Here is a 16892-nt window from a genome sequence, read left to right as displayed (position 1 = left end):
CGGACCCCACCCCCCGCACCTCGCACCCCGGTCCTCAAGCGCCGCACGGCTTGGACAAACGGAGGATCCACCATGAACGTCACTCGCCGAAGAGCCCTCACCGCCGGTGCCGGCGGCCTCGCAGCCCTCGCCCTGTCCGGCGGGCGAGTCGTGGCGGCCCCCTCCCCCGCGACGTCCCTCCAGCCGTACGCCTCCTACTGGTTCCCCGACAGCCTGCCGGCCGGTTCGCCGGAGGCCGGGGTGGTCTGGCGGAGCCTGGCCTCCTGGGAGCCCGAGAAGGACCCCGACCTGCCGTTCAACCGGGCGGTCGTGCCGCTCGCCGCCCGCTTCGCTCCCCCGCCGCCCAACGGCACCGCCCGTACCGGCCAGGCCCGCGTCTGCGCGCTCGCCGCCTTCGCCACCACCTCCGGGAACCCCTCGCAGGGCGCGCCGACGGCCGACTACTACGCGCTCACCAACTGGGCCTACGTCGACGAGCTGGTCTTCTGGGGCGGCTCCTCGGGCGAGGGGCTGATCCTGGCGCCCAACGCTCCGGTCGTGGACGCCGCCCACCGCAACGGCGTGCCCGTCCTCGGCACGGTGTTCCTGCCGCCCGCGGCCTACGGCGGACAGCTGCAGTGGACGCGTGACCTGGTGCGGCGCGGCCCGGACGGCGGCTTCCCGCTGGCGGACCGGCTGGTACGCGTGGCCCGGACGTACGGCTTCGACGGCTGGTTCGTCAACGCCGAGACCGGCGGGGGCGACGCGCGCCTCGGCGCGGACATGCGCGACTTCGTCGCGTACCTGCAGCGGCGCGGCGAGGGCCTGCGGATCACCTGGTACGACGCGATGGCCGTCTCCGGCGGCATCGACTGGCAGAACCGGCTCAACGAACACAACGCCCCCTTCTTCCAGGCGGCCGGCTCGATGTTCCTGAACTTCAACTGGGACCGGGCCGGGCTCGGCTCCTCCGCCGCGCTCGCGCGCCGGCTGGGGCGCAGCCCCTACGACCTGTGGGCGGGGGTCGACGTGGAGGCCCGCGGCTGGGACACGCCGGTGGACTGGGACGCGGTCGTCCCGGCGGCGGGCCCGCACGTCACCTCGTACGGCTTCTACCGCCCCGAGTGGACGTGGAAGAGCCTGCCCGCCGGAGGGCGCGGCCCGGCCGCCTTCCACGCGCGCGACGACCGCTTCTGGTCCGGGCAGGCCCTCGACCCGTCCGCGCCGGAGGCGGGCCCGTGGCGGCCGCCCGCCGCGTCCGTCGCGGACCGGTCCACGCTCACCGCGCTCCCGTTCGCCACGACCTTCAACACCGGTCACGGCCTGGGCTGGTACGAGAAGGGCCGGCGTACGGGCGACACCCCGTGGAACCACCTGGGGCTGCAGGACCGGCTGCCCGGCCGGCGCTGGGCGGTGCGCACGGCGGGACCGCGCCCGGCGGTCGGCTTCGACTTCGCCGACGCCTGGCGGGGCGGCAGCAGTCTGCTCGTCGACGGCAGGCTCTCCGGCCCGGCGACGGTCGGGCTGTACGCGGCGCGGCTGCCGTTCACCGGTTCCACCGTCGTCGAGCTGGCCCAGCGCACGGACCCCGGCTCGGTGGCGGTCCGCGTCGAGCTGGCGGTCGCCGTGGACGACGAGCCGTACGCCTTCCTGCCGGCCGGCACCTTCCGCGCGGGCGGCCGCGGCTGGACCACGGTCATCGTGCGGGCCGGGGCGAGGCTGCGCGGCCGCAAGGGGCGGACGATCCGCGCGCTCGGCGTCCGGCTCACCGCCGCGGACGGCGGTCCGGTGCGCTGGCGCCTGGGCGGCCTTGCGGTGCGCGACGCCGCCCCCGCGGCGCCCGCCCGGCCGGCGCGCACCGCGATCACCGCGGCGCGGGTGGGGGCCGACGGCACGGCCGGGCTGCGCCTGGCCTGGGACGCCCCGGCCGGAAGCGGGCACCGCACGGGCCGCACCGGCCCCGTACGCCAGTACGAGGTGCGTCAGGCCCTGCCCGGCGGGCGCTTCCGCTTCCTCGGCGGCACCTGCGGGCATGCCTACTACGTCCCGGCGCTGCGTCGTACGGACGGCGAGGCGGCCACCCGCATCGAGGTGCGCGCCGTGGACGAGCTGTACACCGTCTCGGCGCCCGCTTCCCTCACCTTCCGCTGGTAAGGCAACCGACGTAAGGAAACCGACCTGATGCACAACGACCGCACCATCACCGAAGCCCGGCTGAAGCGCGTGCTGGACGAGCGCATCCGGCCCGCCGTGTACCCCGAGTCGGTGCCGCTGTCCGTCACCGTCCGGCACGCGCCCGGCGAGCCCGTCCCGGTGGCCGAGGGGATCGCCGCCCGGGGCGAGCCGATCGAGGTGGGCGCGGCCTGGGGGCCGCCGTGGGGCACGAGCTGGTTCACCGTCACGGGGAGCGTGCCGCAGGAGTGGGCGGGCCGCACGGTCGAGGCGCTGCTCGACCTCGGGTTCGACGAGAACATGCCGGGCTTCCAGTGCGAGGGGCTCGTCTACCGGCCGGACGGCTCTCCGGTGAAGGGCCTGAACCCGCGCAACCAGTGGGTGCGGATCGCCGACCGGGCGGCCGGCGGCGAGGAGGTGCTGCTGCACGTCGAGGCGTCGTCCAACCCCGTGATCCTCGACTACCACCCCTTCGTGCCGACCGAGCTGGGCGACCGGGAGACGGCCGGCGGCGAGCCGCGCTACCGGCTGGCGCGCATGGACCTCGCCGTCTTCGACCGGACGGTGTGGGAGCTGGTCCAGGACCTGGAGGTGCTGGAGGGGCTGATGACCGAGCTGCCGGAGGAGTCCCCGCGCCGCTGGGAGGTCCTGCGGGCCGTCGAGCGCGCACTGGACGCGGTGGACCTGCAGGACATCGGCGGCACGGCGGCCGCGGCGCGCGAGCGGCTCACGGCCGTCCTGTCCGCACCCGCGCACGCCTCGGCGCACCGGATCAGCGCCGTGGGCCACGCGCACATCGACTCGGCGTGGCTGTGGCCGCTGCGCGAGACGGTGCGCAAGGTGGCCCGCACGACGTCGAACATGACCGCGCTGCTGGAGGACGAGCCGGAGTTCGTCTACGCCATGTCGCAGGCACAGCAGTTCGCGTGGATCAAGGAGCACCGCCCGGAGGTGTACGCGCGGGTGAAGAAGGCCGTCGCGGACGGCCGGTTCGTGCCGGTGGGCGGCATGTGGGTGGAGTCGGACACGAACATGCCGGGGTCGGAGGCGCTGGCCCGGCAGTTCGTGCACGGAAAGCGCTTCTTCCTGGAGGAGTTCGGGATCGAGACGGAAGAGGTGTGGCTGCCGGACTCCTTCGGCTACTCCGCCTCCCTGCCGCAGCTGGTGCGGCTGGCGGGCGCCAAGTGGTTCCTGACGCAGAAGATCTCGTGGAGCCGGACGAACAAGTTCCCTCACCACACGTTCTGGTGGGAGGGTCTGGACGGCACCCGGGTCTTCACGCACTTCCCGCCGATCGACACGTACAACTCCCAGCTCTCGGGGCGGGAGGTCGCGCACGCGGTCCGCAACTTCCAGGAGAAGGGCGGGGCCACCCGCTCCCTCGCGCCGACCGGGTGGGGCGACGGGGGCGGCGGCACGACGCGCGAGATGCTGGCGCGCGCGAAGCGGCTGGCGGACCTGGAGGGCTCGGCCCGGGTGGTCTTCGAGAAGCCCTCGGCGTTCTTCGAGAAGGCGCACGAGGAGTACGGCGACGCGCCGGTGTGGGTGGGCGAGCTGTACCTGGAGCTGCACCGGGCGACCCTGACCAGCCAGGCCCGCACCAAACAGGGCAACCGGCGCAGCGAGCACCTGCTGCACGAGGCGGAGCTGTGGGCGGCGACGGCGGCCGTGCGGACGGGCTTCCCCTACCCGTACGAGGCGCTGGACCGGATCTGGAAGACGGTGCTGCTGCACCAGTTCCACGACATCCTGCCGGGCACGTCGATCGCGTGGGTGCACCGGGAGGCGGCACAGACGTACGCGGCGGTGGCGGAGGAGCTGGAGGAGATCGTCGCCGGAGCGCTGGCGGCGCTGGCGGGTGACACCACGGGCGACGGCGCCGACCGCGGGACGGTGGTGTTCAACGCGGCGCCGCACGGGCGCGGGAAGGTGCCGGCCTTCGGCGCGGCGCCCGCCGCCGGACCGGTGCCGCCCGCGCGGCCCGCGCCGCGCGAAGGCGGCGGGTACGTCCTCGACAACGGCCTGCTGCGCGCCGAGGTCGACGGCCGGGGCCTGGTGGTGTCGGTGTACGACCGCGAGGCGGAGCGGGAGACGATCGCCCCGGGAGCGGCGGCCAACCTCCTGCAGCTGCACCAGGACTTCCCGAACATGTGGGACGCCTGGGACGTGGACCACTTCTACCGCAACACCGTGACCGACCTGACGGACGCGGAGACGGTGGAGCTCGCGGACGACGGTGCGTCGGTGCGCGTGGTGCGCGCCTTCGGCTCCTCGCGCGTCGAGCAGCGGATCTCGCTCCCGGCGGGGGCGCGGCGGCTGGACGTCGAGACGGAGGTCGACTGGCACGAGACGGAGAAGTTCCTGAAGGCGGCCTTCCCGCTGGACGTGCACGCCGACCGTACGGCGGCGGAGACGCAGTTCGGCCACCTCTACCGGCCCACGCACACCAACACCAGCTGGGACGCCGCCAAGTTCGAGGCGTGCGCGCACCGCTTCGTGCACCTGGAGGAGCCGGGCTGGGGCGTGGCGGTCGTCAACGACGCGACGTACGGCTACGACGTGACGCGGACGGTCCGCCCGGACGACACGGGCACGACCACGACCGTCCGGCTGTCGCTGCTGCGGGCCCCGCGCTTCCCGGACCCGCGCACCGACCAGGGGGTGCACCGCTTCCGCTACGCGCTGGTGCCGGGCGCCTCCATCGGCGACGCCGTCCGCGAGGGCTACCGGATCAACCTGCCGGAGCGGCGCGTGCCGGGGAGCTCGGGCGTACGGCCTCTTGCGCACGTCGACGACGAGGCCGTCGTCATCACGGCCGTGAAGCTCGCGGACGACGGCAGCGGCGATGTGATCGTGCGGCTGTACGAGTCGCTGGGCGGGCGGGCCCGTGCGCGTCTGAAGGCGGGTTTCCCCCTCGCCTCGGCCTCCGTCTGCGACCTGCTGGAGCGCCCGCAGGCCACAGCGGCGACGGACGGTGACGCCGTCCCGCTGTCCCTGCGGCCGTTCCAGGTCCTCACGCTGCGGCTGGAGCGGCGCAGCGCCTGAACGCATGCGGTGCACGCGTCACACCCCCTCACGCTCGGTGACGTTCCTCCACATTACGGTGGGGGTGTGACAACGTATGTGGCGCTGCTGCGCGGTATCAATGTGGGCGGTAAGAAGCGTGTTCCCATGCAGACCCTGCGGGAGTTGCTGTCGGGCATGGGGTGCGGTTCCGTCCGCACACACCTCAACAGCGGCAACGCCGTCTTCACGCACCCGGGCGCGGGCGCCGAGGAGCTGGCCCGCGGGCTCGAGGAGGCGATCGAGCGCGAGCTGGGCTTCCCGGTGCCGTGCATGGTGCGGGACGCGGCCGGCATGCGCCGCGTCGTGGACGCCGACCCGTTCGCCGGCCGGGGCGTCGACCCGGCGCGGTACGTGGTGACGTTCCTGGCCGCTCCCGCCGACCCGGCGACGGTAGCGGACCTGGACGCTGCGGCGTACGCGCCGGAGGAGTTCGTCCTGGCCGGGCGCGAGCTGTACGTCCACTACGCGCAGGGGATCCGCGACGCGAAGCTGGCGAAGGTGCTGACGGAGCGGCGCCTGGGCACGGCGGGCACCGGACGCAACTGGAACACGGTCACCAAGCTGGCCGCCATGGCCGAGGAGACAGCGGCGCAGGAGACGTAGGAGACGGCAGCACCGGAGACGGCAGCACCGGAGGCGGCCGGGGAGTGACTCGGGCCCCCGCCCCAGCCGGACGAGGTCTCCGCTTAGCATGCGGGCATGAAGCTGCGTTTTCCCCGTCTGCGCGGGCGACGGCTCGTCGCCACCGCCGCCGCGGCCGTCGTGCTCGCCGGCGGCGGCACCTGGGCCGTGGCCTCCGGGGCCGGGGGCGATCCGCCCGTGCACCGTGAGGACCGCTTCATGACGGTGCCGGAGGCACCGGGCGCGAGCGGTTCGGTACGGATCGACACGTCGTTCTTCACCTCGGGCGGGGAGGGCCGCAGACCGGCCGTCCTGCTCGCGCACGGATTCGGCGGCAGCAAGGACGACCTGCGCGGGCAGGCCGAGGACCTGGCGCGCTCCGGCTACGCGGTGCTCACGTGGTCCGCGCGCGGCTTCGGGCGCTCCGCGGGGCGGATCGGCCTCAACGACCCGGACCGCGAGGTCGCCGACGTGAGCCGGCTGATCGACTGGCTCGCCGCGCGCCCCGAGGTCGAGCTCGACGGGAACAAGGACCCGAAGGTGGGCATCGCGGGCGGCTCGTACGGCGGTGCTGTCGCCCTGCTGGCGGCCGGTCACGACAAGCGCGTCGACGCGATCGCCCCGCAGGTGACGTACTGGAACCTCGCCGACGCCCTCTTCCCGGAAGGGGTGTTCAAGAAACTCTGGGCCGGGATCTTCTTCACCTCCGGTTCCGCCGCGACGCCCGGGGCCGGTCCCGGGCCTGCCACGGGCAAGGCCGGGGCGGCGGCTCCGCGCAGCGCGCCGCCGGCCCCCTCCGCAGCCCTCGGCTGCGGACGGTTCGAGAAGGCGCTGTGCGAGATGTACGAGCGGGTGGCCGTCGCCGGCAAGCCCGACGCGCAGGCCCGCGAACTGCTCGAGCGCCGCAGCCCCTCCGCGGTCGCCGACCGCATCAAGGTGCCCGCGCTGCTCGTCCAGGGCCAGACCGACTCGCTCTTCCCCCTGGACCAGTCCGACGCGGCCGCGACGGTCATACGCCGCAACGGCGCGCCCGTCGCGGTCGACTGGGTCGCCGGGGGCCACGACTCCGGTTTCACCGAGGCCGACCGGACGGAGCTGCGCACGCGCGCGTGGTTCGACCGTTACCTCAAGGACGACGACAGCACGTCCACCGGGCCCGCTTTCCGCGTCAGCAGGACGGGCGGCATCGACACCACCGACGGCAGGGCACAGCTGCGCGGCGCGAGCGGGAGCAGCTACCCGGGCCTGCGCCACGACCCGAGGGTGGTGGGACTGACCGGGCGGAAGCAGTCCTTCGCCAACCCGCCGGGGGCCGCGCCCCCGGCCATCTCCGCCGTGCCCGGCATCGGGGGTGCGGTGTCGCAGCTGTCCGGGATCGGGCTGGGGGTGTCGCTGGACTTCCCCGGGCAGCACGCCCGGTTCGAATCGACGCGCCTCACCGAGGGCGTCCGGGTGACCGGCTCCCCGGCCGTGAAGGTGAAGGTCGCCTCCGACACGGGTGAAGCGGTGCTGTTCGCCAAGGTGTACGACGTCGGCCCCAACGGGCAGCAGGTCCTGCCCGCCCAGCTCGTCGCGCCCGTACGGGTCGAGGACGCCAAGGCCGGGCGGACGGTGGAGCTGAAGCTCCCGGCGATCGACCACACCTTCGAGTCCGGCCACCGGATGCGGCTCGTGATCGCCTCGACCGACCTCGGCTACGCCTCCCCGGCCGCGCCCGCGACGTACACCGTCTCCCTGGAGGGCGGGCTGAGCGTGCCGACCGCGCCGGAGGTACGGACGGCCTCGGCCGCCCTGCCCTGGTGGACGTGGGGGCTGCCGCTGGGCGGTGCGGTCGTCGCGGCCGCCGTGCTGCTGACCGGGCGGCGGCGGGTGACCGCGCCCGCGCCGGACCCGGCGCTCGCCGAAGTGCCGCTGCAGATCACCGGTCTGAGTAAGCGGTACGCCAAGTCCGCCGACCGGTACGCCGTGCGGGAGCTGTCCTTCCGGGTCGAACGCGGGCAGGTTCTCGGCCTGCTCGGGCCGAACGGCGCCGGCAAGACCACGACGCTGCGGATGCTCATGGGGCTCATCCGCCCCGACGAGGGCGAGGTGCGGGTCTTCGGGCACGCGGTGCGGCCCGGAGCGCCGGTGCTGTCGCGGGTCGGGGCGTTCGTGGAGGGCGCGGGGTTCCTGCCGCACCTGTCCGGCCGCGCCAACCTCGACCTGTACTGGCAGGCGACGGGCCGTCCGGCCGAGGACGCGCACGTCGACGAGGCCCTGGAGATCGCCGGGCTGGGACCGGCGCTGGAGCGCGCCGTGCGCACGTACTCGCAGGGCATGCGGCAGCGGCTCGCCATCGCCCAGGCCATGCTGGGCCTGCCGGACCTGCTGATCCTCGACGAGCCGACGAACGGGCTCGACCCGCCGCAGATCCGGGAGATGCGCGAGGTGATGATCCGCTACGCGGCGGCCGGCCGCACCGTCATCGTCTCCAGCCACCTCCTCTCCGAGGTCGAGCAGAGCTGCACGCACCTGGTGGTCATGGACCGGGGCCGGCTGGTGACCGCCGGTCCCGTCGGCGACATCGTCGGCTCGGGCGACACGCTGCTCATCGGCGTCGAGGGCGAGGTGACGGAGGTGACGGCGGACAAGGTGGCCGCGCTGCCGGGGGTCGCCTCGGCAGTACGGGCCGAGGACGGCCTGCTGGTGCGGCTCGACGGCACGAGCGCCCCGCAGCTGCTGGCCGAACTGGTCCGGCTGGAGGTCCCGGTGGCGAGCGTGGGTCCGCACCGCCGCCTGGAGGACGCGTTCCTGACCCTGATCGGAGGCCCCTCGTGAGCGCAGTAGTGAAGGCCGGCGAGTCCGCTCCCGGCTACCGGGCGCGGCACACCCTGCCGCTGCGCGTCGAGGCGATGCGGCAGCTGCGGCGGCGCCGGACGCTGGTGGTCGGGGCGGTGCTCGCGGCCCTGCCGTTCGTCCTGATCGCGGCGTTCGCGATCGGAGGGCAGCCGAGCGGGCGGAACGGGCGGGTGACGCTCATCGACACCGCCACCGCGTCCGGGGCGAACTTCACCGCGACGTGCCTGTTCGTCTCGGCGGGCTTCCTGCTCGTGATGCCGGTCGCGCTGTTCTGCGGTGACACCGTGGCGTCCGAGGCCGGCTGGTCGTCGCTGCGCTACCTGCTGGCGGCGCCGGTGCCGCGGACGCGGCTGCTGGTCAGCAAGCTGACGGTGGGGCTCGCGTTCAGCGCGGCGGCGATGGTGCTGCTGCCGGTGGTCGCCCTGGCCGCGGGCACGGCCGCGTACGGCTGGGGGCCGCTGCAGATCCCGACGGGCGGTTCCCTGCCGGGCACCACCGCCGTGGGGCGGCTCGCGATCGTCGTGGCGTTCGTTTTCGTGGGCCAGCTGGTGACGGCGGGCCTGGCGTTCTGGCTCTCGACGGTCACGGACGCGCCGCTCGGCGCGGTCGGCGGGGCGGTGGGCCTGACGATCGTCGGGAACGTCCTCGACGCCGTGACGGCGCTGGGGCACTGGCGGGACTTCCTGCCGGCGCACTGGCAGTTCGCTTGGGCGGACGCGTTGCAGCCGCGGCTGGAATGGGGCGGGATGATCAAGGGGACGGCGGTGTCGGTGACGTACGCGCTGGTGCTCTTCGCTCTGGCGTTCCGGCACTTCCGGGGCAAGGACGTGGTGTCCTGACGGACGGTTGCCCGATCCGGCAGGCCGCTCCGGTCCAGCCCGTCCGGCAGGCCGGGCCGGTGCCGCCGGGGTTCGCCGTGGCGGTGCGCTGTCACAGCCGGCCGGCTGGCCGGCCGGGCACCGCCGGATTCCCCGGTGGGGGCGGAGCGCCGTCGCGGCGGGAGAAAAGGCCCCGTCCCCGCCCTTTCACCGTTTCCTCGGGGGCAAGCCCCCGGCCCCCGGCGTCCGGCCCGCGGTTTGGGCGCCAAGGTGCCCGGCGGGTACCCGAGGGTTCTCAGTTCGCGCCGTAGACCGGGCCCGGGGGGCGTGTCCCCCTCAGAAGCTCCCTGACCGCCTCCCCCGCCTCCTTCGGGGTCCAGCGGTCGCCCTTGTCGGTGACGGGGCCGGGGTGCCAGCCCTCCATGACGGTGATGCGGCCCGCTTCCGCCGCGAAGACGTGGCCGGTGACGCCGGTCGAGTGGGCCGAGCCGAGCCAGACGACGAGCGGGGAGACGTTGGCGGGGGCCATGGCGTCGAAGCCGTGCTCGGGCGCGGCCATCGTCGCGGCGAAGGTCCGTTCGGTCATCCGGGTGCGCGCGGCGGGGGCGACGGCGTTGACCTGGACGCCGTAGCGGGCCAGTTCGGCGGCGGCGACGAGGGTCAGCGCGACGATGCCGGCCTTCGCGGCGGCGTAGTTGGCCTGCCCGACGCTGCCGAGCAGCCCGGCCCCCGAGGTGGTGTTGACGACGCGCGCCTGCGGCGTCCGTCCCGCCTTGTGCTCGGCCCGCCAGTGCGCGGCGGCGTGCCGCAGCGGCAGGAAGTGGCCCTTGAGGTGGACGGCGACGACGGCGTCCCAGTCGTCCTCATCGAGGTTGACGAGCATCCGGTCGCGCAGGATGCCCGCGTTGTTCACGAGGGTGTCGAGGCGGCCGTACGTGTCGAGGGCGGTGGTAACGAGGGTGGCCGCGCCCTCTTCCGTGGAGACGTCTGCGCCGTGCACGACGGCTTCGCCGCCCCGTTCGCGGATCTCCTCGGCCACGCGCCGTGCCCGGTCTGCCGACGCGCCCTCCAGCTCGTTCACCACGACCCGCGCCCCCTCCGCCGCGAGGGCGAGGGCGTGGGCCCGGCCGAGGCCGCGGCCGGCGCCGGTGACGGCGGCGACGCGTCCGGCGCAGATTCCGGTCATGTCGGGGGCTCCTCGTGGTTGACGGTCGCGGCGGTCAGGAAGGCGGGCCGTTCGCCGCCCCCGTGGACGAGCAGTTCGGCGCCGGTGATGTGGGCGGCGTCCGCGGAGGCGAGGAAGACGGCGGCGGCGCCGATCTCGTCGGGCTCGGCGAGCCGCCCCGCGGGCACGGTGCGGGCGACGGCGGCGAGCCCGGCGGCGTCCCCGTAGTGCAGGTGGGCCGACTCGGTGCGCACCATGCCGGGGACGAGGGTGTTGACGCGGACGGCGGGCGCCCATTCGACGGCCATGGTGCGCGCGAGGCTGTGCAGTCCGGCCTTGGCGGCACCGTAGGCGGCCGTGCCGGGCGAGGGACGCGTCCCGCTGACGCTGCCGACCATCAGGATGCAGCCGCCGCCCGGCTGTCCGCGCATCAGGGGGTACGCGGCGAGCGACGCGGTCAGCGGCGCGACGAGGTTCAGGGCGACCACGCGCGCGTGCCGCTCCGCGTCGGCCGCCTCCAGCGGCCGGAACGGCGTGCCGCCCGCGTTGTTCACCAGGACGTCGAGCCGCCCGTACTCCTCCCCCACCCGGTCGAAGAAGGCCGTGACGGCGGCCGCGTCGCGCAGGTCCACGGCCAGGTGGCGGGCGGTGCGCCCGTCCGCCGCGACGGGCCGGTCCGGCGGGCGGCGGGCGCAGACGACGACGTGGGCGCCGGTGCGCAGGAAGGCCCGGGCGATCCCCGCCCCCACGCCGCGCGTGCCCCCGGTGACGACGACGGTGCGCGGCCCCGTGTCCTCCGGCATCGCGCCACCTCCCGCGGCGAGTCGTCCGCTGCTACCGTGAGCGAGCGTTGCCTAACAAACGTTTGGTGGAAAGGTAGCGGATCCTCCGATGAGTGTCTCCACCTCACGCCCCGAACCGGCCGTCGCCGTCGTCACCGTGGACGTCCCGCCCGTCAACGCCCTTCCCGTGCAGGGCTGGTACGACCTGGCGGGAGCGGTCGGCGCGGCCGGCGCCGACCCCGCCGTCCGCTGCGTCGTGCTGACCGCCGCCGGGCGCGGTTTCAACGCCGGCGTGGACCTGAAGGAGATCCGGGACTCCCCCGGCCACGAGGCCCTGCTCGGCGCCAACCACGCCTGCGCCGCGGCCTTCTCCGCGGTCTACGAGTGCCAGGTGCCGGTGATCGCCGCGGTGCACGGCTTCTGCCTGGGCGGGGGCGTCGGCCTGGCCGGCAACGCCGACGCCGTCGTCGCCTCCGAGGACGCCGCCTTCGGTCTGCCCGAACTGGACCGCGGCGCGCTCGGCGCCGCCACGCACCTGGCCCGGCTCGTCCCCCAGCACCTGATGCGCACGCTGTACTTCACCTCGCGCACGGTCACGGCGCGGGAGCTGTACCAGCACGGATCCGTGTGGCGCGTCGTGCCCCGCGAGGAGCTGGGCGCGGCCGCCCTGGAACTGGCCCGGGAGATCGCCGCCAAGGACGGTTCGCTGCTGCGCCTGGCGAAGGCCGCGCTCAACGGCATCGACCCGGTGGACGTGCGCCGCAGCTACCGCTACGAGCAGGGCTTCACCTTCGAGGCGGCCCTGTGCGGCGTCGGCGACCGCCTCCGCGAGGCGTTCGTCTCCGGAGCCGGCCCCAAAGTACGGCCCGGCGGCAAGGGACGGGAGGAGCCGTGAACGGCGACGGGACGACGACCTCGAACGGAACGGCCACCGCGGACAAGACCATGACCGCCGACGAGGCCGTGGCGCACCTGGAGAGCGGCATGACCGTCGGCATCGGCGGCTGGGGGTCCCGGCGCAAGCCGATGGCCCTCGTCAGGGCCCTGCTGCGCTCGGACGTCCGCGACCTGACCGTGGTCTCCTACGGAGGACCGGACGTCGGCCTGCTGGTGGCCGCCGGCCGGGTCCGCAGGCTCGTCGCGGCCTTCGCGACGCTCGACTCGATCCCGCTCGAACCGCACTTCCGCGCCGCCCGGCAGCGCGGGGAGGTCGAACTCGTCGAGCTGGACGAGGCGATGTTCATGTGGGGGCTGACGGCCGCGGCGCACCGGCTGCCGTTCCTGCCCGTACGGGCGGGCCTCGGCTCGGACGTCATGACCGTCAACCCCTCCCTGCGCACGGTGACGTCGCCGTACGAGGACGGGGAGGAGCTCGTCGCCGTTCCCGCACTCACCCTGGACGCGGCGCTCGTGCACCTCAACCGGGCGGACGCGCGCGGAAACGCCCAGTACCTGGGCCCGGACCCGTACTTCGACGACCTGTTCTGCGAGGCGGCGCGCGAGGCGTACGTCTCCTGCGAGCGGGTGGTCGACAGCGCCGGGTTCGCCGAGGGCGGCGGCCCGCAGACGCTGCTCGTGCAGCGCAGCTGCGTCAACGGCGTCGTCGAGGCGCCGGGCGGGGCGCACTTCACCTCCTGCGTGCCGGATTACGACCGGGACGAGGCGTTCCAGGCCGCGTACGCCGCGGCGGCGGCCGACCCCGCGTCCTGGCGGGAGTTCGCCGCCCGCTTCCTGTCCGGTGACGAGGACGCCTACCGTGCGGCGGTCGCCGACTTCACCGGGGGCGCGGCGTGAACGCCGGTCCGGCGGGGCGCGCCGAGGTGTGCGTCGTGGCGTGCGCGGAGGCGTGGCGCGGTGACGGGGAGGTCCTGGCCAGCCCGATGGGCGTGGTCCCGGCGATCGGGGCGCGGCTCGCACGGCTCACCTTCGCTCCGGACCTGCTGCTCACGGACGGGGAGGCGCTGCTGATGGCGGACGTGCCCGCGCTGGGCGCCGGGCCCCGCGCGGTCGAGGGGTGGCTGCCCTTCCGGCGGCACCTGGCCGTGGTGGCGGGCGGGCGGCGGCACGTGATGATGGGGGCGGCCCAGCTCGACCGGCACGGCAACCAGAACATTTCCTGCGTCGGCGACTGGCACCGGCCCGACCGGCAGCTGCTCGGCGTGCGCGGAGCTCCGGCGAACACCCTCAACAACCCGACGAGTTACTGGATCCCCCGGCACTCCCCGCGCGTCCTGGTCGAGAAGGTCGACATGGTCAGCGGCGTCGGCTACGACCGGGCGGCCGCAGCGGGGCCGTCGGCGACGCGCTTCCACCGCATCCGGCGCGTGGTCACCGACCTGGCCGTCCTCGACTTCGAGACGCCCGGCCGCACGATGCGCGTCCGCTCGCTGCACCCCGGTGTGACGGCCGCCGAGCTGCAGGCGGCCACGGGCTTCCCCCTGGAGGTCCCGCGCGACGTGCCGCGCACCCGCCTGCCCTCCGCCGAGGAGCTGCGGCTGATCCGCGAGGTCATCGACCCGGACGGGCTGCGCGCGCGGGAGGTACGAGGGTGAGGACGGCCCTGACGGACCTGGTGGGCGTGCGGCATCCGCTCGTCCAGACGGGCATGGGCTGGGTGGCGGGCCCGCGCCTGGTGTCGGCCGTGGCGGAGGCCGGGGCGCTCGGCATCCTGGGCTCGGCCACGATGACGCCGGACGGGCTCAGGGCCGCGATCAGGAAGGTGCGCTCGCGCACCGGGCGCCCCTTCGGGGTCAACCTGCGGGCGGACGCGGGCGACGCCCGGGAGCGCGTGGACATCCTGATCGAGGAGGGCGTACGGGTCGCGTCGTTCGCGCTCGCCCCGTCCCGGGAGCTGATCGCCCGGCTGAAGGACGCCGGGGTGGTCGTCGTGCCGTCCGTGGGGGCGCGGCGCCACGCGGAGAAGGTGGCGGCGTGGGGCGCGGACGCGGTCGTGGTGCAGGGCGCGGAGGGTGGTGGCCACACGGGGGAGGTCGCGACGTCGGTCCTGCTGCCCCAGGTGGTGGACGCGGTGGGCATCCCGGTCGTCGCGGCGGGCGGCTTCCGCGACGGGCGCGGGCTGGTGGCGGCCCTGGCGTTCGGTGCCGCGGGGGTCGCCATGGGCACGCGCTTCCTGCTGACCGCGGACAGCACGGTGCCGGACGTGGTGAAGGCGGCCTACCTCGCGGCGACGGTGCGGGACGTCACCGTCACGGCGAAGGTCGACGGCCTCCCCCACCGGATGCTGCGCACGCCCTTCGTCGCGGGGCTGGAGCGCTCGGGGCGGCTCGGCGGGCTCGTCCGGTCGCTGCGGCACGCGGCCGCCTTCCGGGCGCTGTCGGGAACCGGCTGGGGGGCGATGGTGCGGGACGGCCTGGCGATGCGGCAGCACCATGACCTGACGTGGAGTCAGGTGCTGATGGCGGCGAACGCGCCGGTGCTGCTGAGGGCCGCCATGGTCGGCGGCCGTACGGATCTGGGCGTGATGGCCTCGGGGCAGGTCGCCGGCGTCATCGACGACCTGCCGACGTGCGCGGAGCTGGTGGAACGCGTGATGACGGAGGCGGAGGAGGTGCTGGCGGCGCTCGCGGAGCGCGGCGCCGCCGGATGAGACGGGGGGTGCCGGTGGCCGGCCGGTCCTCCGCCCCTCAAAGTCGTTCGATGATCGTCACGTTGGCCTGCCCCCCGCCTTCGCACATCGTCTGCAGGCCGTAGCGGCCGCCCGTGCGCTCCAGTTCGTGCAGGAGCGTGGTCATCAGCTTCGCGCCGGTCGCCCCCAGCGGGTGGCCCAGGGCGATGGCGCCGCCGTTGACGTTGACCTTCTCCGGGTCGGCGCCGGTCTCCTGCAGCCAGGCCAGGACGACGGAGGCGAAGGCCTCGTTGATCTCGACGAGGTCGATGTCGGCCATCGTCAGGCCGGCCTTCTTCAGTGCGTGGGCGGTCGCGGGGATGGGGGCCGTCAGCATGCGGAGGGGGTCCTCGCCGCGGACGGACAGGTGGTGGACGCGGGCGCGCGGGGTGAGCCCGTGGTCGCGCACGGCGCGCTCGCTCGCGAGCAGCAGGGCGGCGGCCCCGTCGGATATCTGGGAGGACAGGGCGGCCGTCAGCCGGCCGCCGTCCACCACCGGTTTCAGTGCGGCCATCTTCTCCGCGGAGGTGTCCCGGCGGGGTCCCTCGTCGGCCGTCAGCCCGGCGCAGGGCGCGAGTTCGCGGTCGAAGCGGCCCTCGTCGGCGGCGCGCACGGCCCTGCGGTGCGAGAGCAGCGCGTACTCCTCCATGGCGGCGCGGGTGATGCCCCACTGGCGGGCGATCAGCTCCGCGCCGTGGAACTGGCTGACAGGCCGGTCGCCATAGCGCGCCCGCCAGCCCTCGGATCCGGCGAACGGGCCCTCGGTGAGGCCGAGGGGGACGGCGGCCCGGTGGACGGCGTAGGCGATCGGGATCTGCGACATGTTCTGGACGCCGCCCGCGACGACGAGGTCCTGGGTGCCGGAGAGGACGGCCTGGGCGGCGAAGTGGACGGCCTGCTGGCCGGAGCCGCACTGCCGGTCGACGGTGACGCCGGGGACCTCCTCCGGCAGCCCGGCGGCCAGCCAGCTCGTCCGGGCGATGTCCCCGGCCTGCGGGCCGACCGCGTCGAGGCAGCCGAGGACGACGTCGTCGACGGCCGCCGGGTCGACGCCCGTGCGGGCCGTCAGGGCGCGCAGGACGTGCGCGCCGAGGTCGGCGGGGTGGACGGCGGAGAGCCCGCCCCCGCGCCGGCCGACGGGGGTGCGGACCGCTCCGACGATATAGGCCTCGGCCATGGCTGCTGTCCTCCAACCGGTCACTCCCGCACGGCGATGCCGTCCAGGACCATCGACAGATACTGGCGGGCGACCTCCTCCGCCGGGTGCTGCCCGCCCGGCCGGTACCAGGACGCGGCGACCCACACGGTGTCGCGCAGGAACCGGTAGGTGAGACGGGCGTCCAGGTCGGCGCGGAAGGCGCCCTCGGCCGCGCCGCGCTCGATCGTGCCGAGCCAGGCCTCCTCGAACCGGCGCTGCGACCGGGCGAGGTAGCCGAAGCGCGGGAGGCCGGCGAGCTGCCGCGCCTCCTTCTGGTAGACGGCGACGGCGGGACGGTGCCGGTCGATCTGCCGGAAGGACTCGGTCACCAGGGCCTCCAGGGTCTCGCGGGGGGCGAGCCCGGCGGCGAGCACGGCGTCGTAGCCGGCCCACAGCTCGTCGAGGAAGGCGGAGAGGATCTCGTCCAGCATCGACTCCTTGGAGTCGAAGTGGTAGTAGAGGCTGCCCGCCAGCAGCCCCGCCTCCTCGGCGATCCGCCGCACGGTGGTGGCGTTGTAGCCCTGCGCGGCGAACACCTCGGCGGCGGTCGCGAGGAGCTCCGCGCGCCGCTCGGGCGCGGGCCGCTCGGTGGTGGTCTTCTTGCTGTTCGGCACGGGTCCATTCTCGG

At 74.9% G+C, this 16892-nt stretch carries 13 protein-coding genes; 9 read left to right on the top strand and 4 right to left on the bottom strand.

Going from position 1 to position 16892, the window contains the following annotated elements:
- Positions 1 to 72 precede the first annotated feature (72 nt).
- From ACSNOG_RS11300 to ACSNOG_RS11280, 5 genes are all read left to right on the top strand, one after another.
- Positions 73 to 2133, top strand: coding sequence for an endo-beta-N-acetylglucosaminidase (locus ACSNOG_RS11300; RefSeq protein ID WP_436752456.1), 2061 nt, complete (start codon positions 73 to 75; stop codon positions 2131 to 2133).
- Positions 2134 to 2160: 27 nt separating this feature from the next.
- A complete protein-coding gene (locus ACSNOG_RS11295) occupies positions 2161 to 5196 on the top strand; it encodes an alpha-mannosidase (RefSeq protein WP_436752455.1) in 3036 nt (1011 codons plus the stop codon).
- A 66-nt stretch (positions 5197 to 5262) separates the two neighbouring features.
- A complete protein-coding gene (locus tag ACSNOG_RS11290) occupies positions 5263 to 5820 on the top strand; it encodes a DUF1697 domain-containing protein (RefSeq protein WP_436752454.1) in 558 nt (185 codons plus the stop codon).
- A 96-nt stretch (positions 5821 to 5916) separates the two neighbouring features.
- Entirely contained in the window at positions 5917 to 8655 is a 2739-nt protein-coding gene (locus ACSNOG_RS11285; protein ID WP_436752453.1) for an alpha/beta fold hydrolase, read from the top strand.
- Entirely contained in the window at positions 8652 to 9515 is an 864-nt protein-coding gene (locus ACSNOG_RS11280) for an ABC transporter permease (RefSeq protein ID WP_436752452.1), read from the top strand. The genes ACSNOG_RS11285 and ACSNOG_RS11280 overlap by 4 nt, the downstream gene beginning before the upstream one ends.
- Before the next feature lie 274 nt (positions 9516 to 9789).
- On the opposite strand, the gene ACSNOG_RS11275 is transcribed toward ACSNOG_RS11280, so the two are convergent.
- Positions 9790 to 10680, bottom strand: coding sequence for an SDR family oxidoreductase (locus ACSNOG_RS11275; protein ID WP_436752451.1), 891 nt, complete (start codon positions 10678 to 10680; stop codon positions 9790 to 9792).
- Entirely contained in the window at positions 10677 to 11462 is a 786-nt protein-coding gene (locus tag ACSNOG_RS11270) for an SDR family oxidoreductase (protein ID WP_436752450.1), read from the bottom strand. Before ACSNOG_RS11270 ends, ACSNOG_RS11275 begins: the two co-directional genes overlap by 4 nt.
- Positions 11463 to 11550: 88 nt before the next feature.
- On the opposite strand from ACSNOG_RS11270, the gene ACSNOG_RS11265 reads away from it, so the two are divergent.
- From ACSNOG_RS11265 to ACSNOG_RS11250, 4 genes are read left to right on the top strand one after another with little or no spacing between them, the layout of a single operon-like run.
- On the top strand, positions 11551 to 12336 hold the full coding sequence (locus ACSNOG_RS11265) for an enoyl-CoA hydratase family protein (RefSeq protein WP_436752449.1): 786 nt from the start codon (positions 11551 to 11553) through the stop codon (positions 12334 to 12336).
- A 50-nt stretch (positions 12337 to 12386) separates the two neighbouring features.
- The gene (locus tag ACSNOG_RS11260; protein ID WP_436752457.1) at positions 12387 to 13235 is read left to right on the top strand and encodes a CoA transferase subunit A; all 849 of its coding nucleotides are present in this window, start codon (positions 12387 to 12389) and stop codon (positions 13233 to 13235) included.
- On the top strand, positions 13232 to 13993 hold the full coding sequence (locus ACSNOG_RS11255) for a CoA-transferase subunit beta (protein WP_436752448.1): 762 nt from the start codon (positions 13232 to 13234) through the stop codon (positions 13991 to 13993). Before ACSNOG_RS11260 ends, ACSNOG_RS11255 begins: the two co-directional genes overlap by 4 nt.
- A complete protein-coding gene (locus ACSNOG_RS11250) occupies positions 13990 to 15048 on the top strand; it encodes an NAD(P)H-dependent flavin oxidoreductase (RefSeq protein ID WP_436752447.1) in 1059 nt (352 codons plus the stop codon). Before ACSNOG_RS11255 ends, ACSNOG_RS11250 begins: the two co-directional genes overlap by 4 nt.
- Before the next feature lie 37 nt (positions 15049 to 15085).
- On the opposite strand, the gene ACSNOG_RS11245 is transcribed toward ACSNOG_RS11250, so the two are convergent.
- Positions 15086 to 16243 carry an acetyl-CoA C-acetyltransferase gene (locus ACSNOG_RS11245; protein WP_436752446.1) on the bottom strand — a complete coding sequence of 386 codons (1158 nt, stop codon included), beginning with the start codon at positions 16241 to 16243 and terminating at the stop codon, positions 15086 to 15088.
- A 20-nt stretch (positions 16244 to 16263) separates the two neighbouring features.
- On the bottom strand, positions 16264 to 16878 hold the full coding sequence (locus ACSNOG_RS11240) for a TetR/AcrR family transcriptional regulator (RefSeq protein WP_436752445.1): 615 nt from the start codon (positions 16876 to 16878) through the stop codon (positions 16264 to 16266).
- Between the last annotated feature and the right edge of the window lie 14 nt (positions 16879 to 16892).

Origin of the sequence: Streptomyces sp. URMC 124 (assembly GCF_051386455.1) — a bacterium.
Classification (GTDB): Bacteria; Actinomycetota; Actinomycetes; order Streptomycetales; family Streptomycetaceae; genus Streptomyces.
The sequence above is the reverse complement of the archived record's forward strand: the minus strand, read 5'-3'. Positions and strand labels throughout refer to the sequence as shown.

Bases quoted from the DNA above. Each gene is read 5' to 3' on its own strand.
- ACSNOG_RS11245 (WP_436752446.1), bottom strand. From the start codon at position 16,243: ATGGCCGAGGCCTATATCGTCGGAGCGGTCCGCACCCCCGTCGGCCGG.
- ACSNOG_RS11275 (WP_436752451.1), bottom strand. From the start codon at position 10,680: ATGACCGGAATCTGCGCCGGACGCGTCGCCGCCGTCACCGGCGCCGGC.
- ACSNOG_RS11285 (WP_436752453.1), top strand. From the start codon at position 5,917: ATGAAGCTGCGTTTTCCCCGTCTGCGCGGGCGACGGCTCGTCGCCACC.
- ACSNOG_RS11295 (WP_436752455.1), top strand. From the start codon at position 2,161: ATGCACAACGACCGCACCATCACCGAAGCCCGGCTGAAGCGCGTGCTG.
- ACSNOG_RS11300 (WP_436752456.1), top strand. From the start codon at position 73: ATGAACGTCACTCGCCGAAGAGCCCTCACCGCCGGTGCCGGCGGCCTC.
- ACSNOG_RS11265 (WP_436752449.1), top strand. From the start codon at position 11,551: ATGAGTGTCTCCACCTCACGCCCCGAACCGGCCGTCGCCGTCGTCACC.
- ACSNOG_RS11260 (WP_436752457.1), top strand. From the start codon at position 12,387: ATGACCGCCGACGAGGCCGTGGCGCACCTGGAGAGCGGCATGACCGTC.
- ACSNOG_RS11270 (WP_436752450.1), bottom strand. From the start codon at position 11,462: ATGCCGGAGGACACGGGGCCGCGCACCGTCGTCGTCACCGGGGGCACG.